The 7383-nt window shown below is 53.7% G+C and carries 5 protein-coding genes; 3 read left to right on the top strand and 2 right to left on the bottom strand.

The window, feature by feature from the left end:
- Positions 1-95: 95 nt before the first annotated feature.
- Positions 96-512 (top strand): helix-turn-helix domain-containing protein, encoded by a 417-nt coding sequence (locus AB7E14_RS17450; RefSeq protein WP_044327266.1) that lies wholly within the window; start codon positions 96-98, stop codon positions 510-512.
- 56 nt (positions 513-568) lie between these two features.
- Here AB7E14_RS17450 and AB7E14_RS17445 read toward each other — a convergent pair whose 3' ends face one another.
- Both AB7E14_RS17445 and ygjG read right to left on the bottom strand, forming a co-directional pair.
- Positions 569-2587 (bottom strand): NADPH-dependent 2,4-dienoyl-CoA reductase, encoded by a 2019-nt coding sequence (locus AB7E14_RS17445; protein WP_316962548.1) that lies wholly within the window; start codon positions 2585-2587, stop codon positions 569-571.
- 176 nt (positions 2588-2763) lie between these two features.
- Positions 2764-4143, bottom strand: a complete 1380-nt coding sequence (gene ygjG, locus AB7E14_RS17440) for a putrescine aminotransferase (protein ID WP_172740562.1) — start codon at positions 4141-4143, stop codon at positions 2764-2766.
- Positions 4144-4573: 430 nt separating this feature from the next.
- Between ygjG and AB7E14_RS17435 the strand changes: the two genes are divergently transcribed.
- Together AB7E14_RS17435 and AB7E14_RS17430 are read left to right on the top strand one after the other, a co-directional pair.
- On the top strand, positions 4574-6094 hold the full coding sequence (locus tag AB7E14_RS17435; RefSeq protein WP_428169728.1) for a methyl-accepting chemotaxis protein: 1521 nt from the start codon (positions 4574-4576) through the stop codon (positions 6092-6094).
- A gap of 311 nt (positions 6095-6405) precedes the next feature.
- Positions 6406-7383: methyl-accepting chemotaxis protein (locus AB7E14_RS17430; protein ID WP_428169727.1), on the top strand; the 978-nt coding region annotated here is incomplete at its 3' end.

Below are 7383 nucleotides of genomic sequence, written 5' to 3'. Positions count from 1 at the left end.
CTCTTTTTCACCTCTCAAAAATGCTATATACGGCATGTGTTTACACATAATGAATATGACGCTTTCACCGCAATGCATCGTACCAAGGGGAAAAAATGATGGTGATTTCAGATATCCTGAGAGCAGGTGAAAAGCTGACTGCCGTAGCCCCCTTTTTGGCGGGGATTCAAAATGAGGAACAGTACGCTGATGCCATGCTGTTTATCGATCATTTGTTGCTTAACGATCCTGATAACCCGTTGCTGGATCTCGTTTGTGCCAAAATCAGAGCATGGGAAAACTCTGCGCCGGAATTTGCTGAGTTCAATACCTTGCTGGAAAATATGCCTGCCGGGGTATCGATTATCCGTGTTTTGATGGATCAACATGGATTGAGCATGTCAGATCTTCCGGAAATAGGCAGTAAATCGATGGTGTCGCGTGTGTTAAACGGACAGAGAAAGTTAACGCTGGAGCATGCGAAGAAACTCGCTGCGCGGTTTGGCATCTCACCCGCGTTGTTCATTGAATGAATTCGCCAGGTGTGTCGAAAAGCTGCCCGGCACGCACAATGTGACCGGGCAATGAATTAAATTCCCAGCGCCAGACGGGTGCCCTGGGCAATGGCCCGGCGGGCATCCAGTTCCATCGCTACATCACAGCCGCCGATTAAGTGCACCGTTTTTCCCGCCGCATGCAGCGGTTCTGCCAGCTCACGTCGCGGCTCTTGACCCGCACAAATAATGACGTTATCGACTTCCAGCGTCTGCGCTTCACTACCGATCAACACATGCAGACCGGTATCGTCGATCTTCTGATAGCTGACTGCCGGGATCATCTTCACACCGCGTGAAAGCAACGTGGTGCGATGGATCCAACCGGTGGTTTTTCCCAGTCCCTCGCCGGGTTTGCTGGCCTTACGCTGGAGCATCACAATCTGACGTGGGCTGCGAGCCAGATGCGGGCCTTCCGGACGTAATCCGCCGGCCTGTTGCAGGCTGGTGTCGATACCCCATTCCACACAGAAATCGGCAATGTTCTGGCTGGTGGGTTCGCCGGGCTGACTCAGGTACATTGCGGTATCAAAGCCGATCCCGCCGCAGCCAACGATCGCCACCCGATTCCCCACCGGGGTTTTGTCACGCAGGACATCGAGATAGGTTAAAACCTTCGGATGATCGATGCCGTCGATCGGCGGCCTGCGCGGCTCGATCCCGCTGGCGAGGATCACCTCATCGAATGCCTGCAGATCGTCTGCTGCAACATAATGATTGAGTTTCAGGGTGACGCCGGTGACGTCAATCATCCGACGGTAATAGCGGAGCGTTTCATAAAACTCCTCTTTACCGGGGATCTGTTTGGCAATATTGAACTGCCCGCCGATCTCGCCCAGCGCATCAAAGAGGGTGACATGATGACCGCGTGCCGCAGCATTGATAGCAAAGGCAAGACCCGCCGGGCCCGCGCCGACGACAGCCAGATTTTTTATTGTGGAAGCCGGAACAACAGGCATTTTGGTTTCATGGCAGGCGCGGGGATTCACCAGGCACGACGTGATTTTGCCGACGAAGATCTGATCCAGGCACGCCTGATTACAGCCGATGCAGGTGTTAATTTCATCGGCACGCCCCGATTGCGCTTTCGACAGCAGTTCGGCATCCGCGAGAAACGGGCGCGCCATCGACACCATATCGGCATCACCACGCGCCAGAATTTCATCGGCAACCTGCGGATCGTTAATCCGGTTAGTGGTGACCAGCGGCAGCGAAACGTGCCCTTTCAGCTTACGCGTTACCCAACTGAAGGCGCCGCGCGGTACCGGCGTGGCGATGGTGGGAATGCGCGCTTCATGCCAGCCAATTCCGGTGTTGATGAGCGTTGCGCCTGCGGCTTCAATGGCCTGCGCCAGTTGCACTGTTTCTGCAAAAGTGCCGCCTTTTTCCACCAGATCAAGCATCGACAGGCGGTAGATAATAATAAAGTCGTTCCCCACCCGCTGACGCACCGCACGTACCACTTCAATGGCAAAGCGCATACGATTGGTATAATCACCGCCCCATTCATCGTCGCGCTGATTGGTGCGCAGGGCGAGAAACTCGTTAATTAGGTACCCTTCCGAGCCCATGACCTCCACGCCGTCGTAACCCGCCTCCCGTGCCAGTTGGGCACAGTGCGCGAAGTCTTCTATCAGTTGCAGAATTTCTTCGTGGCTCAGTGCGTGCGGGGTAAACCGGTTGATGGGTGCCTGAATTGCGGAAGGGGCCACCAGTTGTGGTTGATAGCTGTAGCGCCCGGTATGCAGGATCTGTAGCGCTATTTTCCCGCCTTCACGATGAACCGCGTCGGTGATGATACGGTGATGCGGCACCTCACGGGCATCATTGAGCGTCGCGCCGCCTTCCATCGTGACGCCAGATGACGCGGGGGCGATGCCACCCGTGACAATCAGTGCGACGCCGTGCCGGGATCGCTCGGCATAGAAAGCGGCCAGGCGTTCCGCGCCATCAGGATACTCTTCAAGTCCCGTGTGCATTGAACCCATCAGCACGCGGTTTTTAAGCTGAGTAAAACCAAGATCAAGCGGGGCGAACAGCGACGGATAGCGCATAAGATTGTCCAGTATGTAAAATTATTGTTATGTGGTCGGATGAGTGTCTAATTTAGTCGTCGGCAGGGAAAAGGGAAAAGGGGAATGCGATGATTGTGATGGGATTCAAAAAATGCCCCCGGGCAGGGGGCATTTGTTCACAGGCCAGAATGGTGTTGCATCACCCGGCAAGCTGTTTACACCTCTTCTATGCTCACCCGCAGCGCCGCCAGCGCTTTACGCGTGGCTTTCAGCACTTGCTCACACTGCTCAATGGTCAGCGTTAACGGCGGTTCGATGCGGATCGTTTTCGAGTTGTTGAGCGTTCCGGCAACCAGGACCCGCTGGCGGAACATCTCGCTGGCGAAATTGTAGCCGGTTTCATTGTCGACAAACTCGATTGCCATCAGCATCCCTTTCCCGCGGGCGTCCTGCACCAGGTCAGGGAACTCTCGCGCCAGTTGGCGAAAACCGTCCAGCAGGATATCGCCTTTCTGTTCCGCTTGTGCCGGTAAGTTCTGCTCCAGTAGCACATTGATGGTGGCCAGCGCGGCCGCACAGGCCAGCGGATTGCCACCAAAGGTGGTGGTGTGCAGGAAGGGGTTATCAAACAGTACCGAGAAGACCTCTTCGGTGGCGATCGTCGCGCCAATCGGCATCACGCCGCCGCCCAGCGCTTTTGCCAGGCAGAGAATGTCGGGCTGCACGTTCTCATGCTCGCAGGCAAACATCTTGCCGGTACGCCCCATCCCGGTCTGGACTTCATCAAGGATCATCAGCGCGCCAAATTCGTCGCAGAGTTTACGTACGGCGGTGAGATAACCCTGCGGTGGCAGGATCACGCCACCTTCACCCTGAATAGGCTCCAGAATCACCGCAGCCACATCATCTCCGGTTTTTTTGCACTCGCTGAGCGCGGTACGCATGGCCTCAATATTGCCGAACGGCACATGACGGAAGCCCGGCAGCAGCGGCATAAACGGCTTGCGGAACGTCGATTTGGCGGTGGCGGACAGCGCGCCCAACGACTTACCGTGAAACGCGCCGCTGGTGGCGATAAAGGTAAATTTGCCGCGTGGTGACTGATACGCCTTCGCCAGTTTCAGCGCCGCTTCGACCGATTCGGTACCACTGTTGCTAAAGAAGCTGTATTTGAGTTTTCCGGGCGCCAGGGCAGCAAGGGTTTTTGCCAGCATGGCCCGCAGTGGGTCAAGCAGTTCCTGACTATGCAGAGGTTGTTTCGCGAGTTGATTCTGTACGGCGGAAACCACAACTGGATTACGGTGCCCCACGTTGAAAATTCCAAAACCTCCCAGGCAGTCGACAAACTCCTGTCCCTGGGTGTCGACAAGCGTGTTCAGACTTCCCGCTTGCCACTCTACGGCTCCGTAATCCCCGCCGGCGGTAACAGATTTGCGATACTCTAAAAATCCCGGATTGACATGCTCTTTGAAGTAATCAATCACCTCTCGGTTAAGTGCTTTCATCTCCTCATGATCAAGCGTTCGCTTCTCAATGAGATTCAGTGCGTGCGCACTACAGGCCAAAGCCGATGCGCTGGAAGGTAACCTGTTCAAAATATGCTCCCGGAGATCGCGTATCACATGATACCGATTTAAGTATTGCAGGGATTGCGCCATCCCGGCGGCGCTGATGAAAATCGGGATAAACACCAGGGAGAACTGTTATTGCGCAACATTTAATCTCATTTGTTAACAATTGCTGGGTTTTTGTGCAAAATGAAGACCGTGCGAGCGCGGCGTCAGAAGGGGCGATTGCGCAGAAATAGTGCAAAATTTGCGCGATAACAGTGCGCGTCCAACAGCGTGATTTTATAGTTTCAACGCGAAAGTATTTTAAATCAATCAATTAGAATTCGTACAAAATATGAGGTTTAATCGCAAATTGCGATCTAAATCAAATTTAACATCTAAAGATAAATCTGTTAGCGCCGAAATAACATCTGACAAGAAGTTAACAACCAGATAACTTGCACAGGACGCGACTATGTCTTCTCAGTTCTACGTTACCCAGCAAAATACACCGCTGGATGACGATACGACCCTCATGTCGACAACCGATCTCTACAGCTACATCACGCACGCCAACGATACGTTCGTCAATATTAGCGGTTACTCACTCAATGAATTGCTGGCGCAACCGCACAACCTGGTGCGTCACCCGGACATGCCGAAAGCAGCCTTTGCTGACATGTGGTACACCCTGCAGCAGGGTGAACCCTGGAGCGGCATCGTCAAGAATCGCCGTAAAAATGGCGATCACTACTGGGTTCGGGCGAACGCGGTACCGATGGTGCGCGAGGGGAACGTGACGGGGTACATGTCAATTCGCACCCGCGCGACGGATGCGGAGATCGCCACGGTTGAGCCGCTTTACAAGGCGCTCAATGAAGGTCGTTGTCGACGCCGGATCCACAAAGGACTGGTGGTGCGTAAAGGATGGCTCGGGAAACTACCGGCAATGCAGGTGCGTTGGCGGGTCCGCAGCGTGATGGCGCTGATCTACGTGGTATTAGCGGCGGTGCTACACCTGTCTGGTGCGCCATGGCTTGCACAACTGATGTGTGCGCTGGTGATGCTACTGGGTACAGCGGCGTTTGAGTGGCAGATTGTTCGTCCGATTGAGAATGTCGCGAAGCAGGCGCTGAAGGTGGCGACCGGTGAGCGAAACAGCGTGGTGCATCTGAATCGCAGTGATGAACTGGGGTTGACGCTACGCGCTGTCGGGCAACTTGGTCTGATGTGTCGCTGGCTAATTAACGACGTTTCAAGCCAGGTGTCGAGCGTCAGAAACGGCAGCGAAGCCTTAGCGAAAGGCAACGACGATCTGAATAAGCATACGCGTCAGACGGTCGATAACGTCCAGCAGACGGTGACCACCATGAATCAAATGGCGGCGTCGGTAAAACAAAACTCAGAAACCGCATCCGCCGCCGATAAGCTGTCGATTGCCGCCAGTAGCGCGGCGGCACAGGGCGGTGAAGCGATGGACACCGTGATTAAAACCATGGATGACATCGCCAACAGCACGCAGCGCATTGGCACCATCACCACGCTGATTAACGACATCGCTTTCCAGACTAATATCCTGGCGTTGAACGCCGCAGTTGAAGCGGCCAGGGCGGGTGAGCAAGGCAAAGGGTTTGCCGTCGTGGCGGGTGAAGTGCGCCATCTGGCCAGCCGCAGCGCCAGCGCGGCGAATGATATTCGTAAGCTGATCGATGCCAGTGCGGATAAAGTGCAGTCGGGTTCTCAGCAGGTCCACGCTGCGGGACGTACGATGGATGATATTGTCTCTCAGGTACAAAACGTCACTCAGTTGATTGCGCAGATCAGCCATTCAACGCTTGAGCAGTCCGACGGATTGACCAGTCTGACGCGTGCGGTAGGCGAACTTAACGACATCACGCAGAAGAACGCCGAGTTAGTAGAAGAGAGCGCGCAGGTGTCCGCCATGGTTAAACACCGTGCCAGCCGTCTGGCAGATGCCGTGACGGTGCTGCACTAATCCTTTCTTTTATCCGCATCAACGCTTACCGGTAATGGTAAGCGTCATTGTAATAATAATGTTAATAACATATTAAATATTACCACCTGCGGGTGGTTTTTTTATTTTATTCGTATCTTTTCATTTCTGTCTTTGGGCTATTTGGACATCATAAAAAATCGTTTATATAACGATCGGTCTGCCTTTATTCATCGTCAAAAACTATTTACCGGCAGTTATTGATAATAAAAAGCGATCAATATCATAAAGTTAGTGAGTTTGTTACCGATAAAGGAATCTGTCTGAAGAAAAACTATCTCCAGGGAGAATATATGTTTTTGCGTAACATGAAGATCCGCTCAAAATTATTTATCGCGTTTGGATTGTTTATTGTACTGATGATGGTGAGTTCAGGCCTTTCATTATTTAGCCTGGACCGCGCCAACAGCGGTATGCAAAACATCATTACCAATGACTATCCCATCACGGTAAAAGCCAACAAGCTCATCGATCATTTTCAGGATTTTGTCAGCACACAGCAGTTGATGCTGATGGACGAAGAGGGGCGGTGGACCCAGGCGTCCCAGAAAAAGCTCGACACCATTAGCCAGCAGATTACGGTGTTGCTGGATGAACTGGACGCTGCGCCGCTAAATGCCGAATCGAAAAAGGTCATCGCCGGGATCCGCGACGTGCGCGAGCAATATCTCGCCTCCCGATTCCGCATTCTGCAGGCACTGCAAAACCATAACCGACAGGCGGCAATGCAGGAGATGATGACCACGACGGTCAATGTACAGCAGGCCTATAAAGAGAAAGTTCAGGCGCTGATCGCCATTGAAGATGCGCAGATGTTGCATGCTGGCGCGCAGGTGGAAAGTGATTTTACTGCGAACCGGGCGTTGCTTATCGCGCTGGCGCTCATCGGTATTGCCGCGGGTTGTATGATGGGGTGGTATATCGTGCGTTCCATCACCCGGCCACTGAATGAAGCGGTGCAGTTTGCCGAAACGATTGCCGAGGGCGACCTGACCCGCAATATCCTCACCACGCAGAAAGATGAGACCGGCGAACTGTTGCATGCGCTGATGGTAATGAAAACTCGCCTGCTGGAGATCGTCCAGGAAGTCCAGAACGGGTCGGAGAATATCTCCAGCGCGGCAGCGCAGATCGTCGCCGGGAACCAGGTTTTGGCTGCACGTACCGAAGAACAGGCGAGCTCCGTTGAGCAGACCGCCGCGTCAATGGAGCAGATCACCGCCACGGTAAAAAACACGGCCGAACATACCGGAGAAGCGACGAAGCTCTCT

The sequence above is a fragment of the Citrobacter sp. genome, assembly GCF_050252275.1.
Classification (GTDB): domain Bacteria; phylum Pseudomonadota; class Gammaproteobacteria; order Enterobacterales; family Enterobacteriaceae; genus Citrobacter_A; species Citrobacter_A amalonaticus.
The sequence above is the reverse complement of the archived record's forward strand: the minus strand, read 5'-3'. Positions and strand labels throughout refer to the sequence as shown.

Bases quoted from the DNA above. Each gene is read 5' to 3' on its own strand.
- AB7E14_RS17445 (WP_316962548.1), bottom strand. From the start codon at position 2,587: ATGCGCTATCCGTCGCTGTTCGCCCCGCTTGATCTTGGTTTTACTCAG.
- AB7E14_RS17435 (WP_428169728.1), top strand. From the start codon at position 4,574: ATGTCTTCTCAGTTCTACGTTACCCAGCAAAATACACCGCTGGATGAC.
- AB7E14_RS17450 (WP_044327266.1), top strand. From the start codon at position 96: ATGATGGTGATTTCAGATATCCTGAGAGCAGGTGAAAAGCTGACTGCC.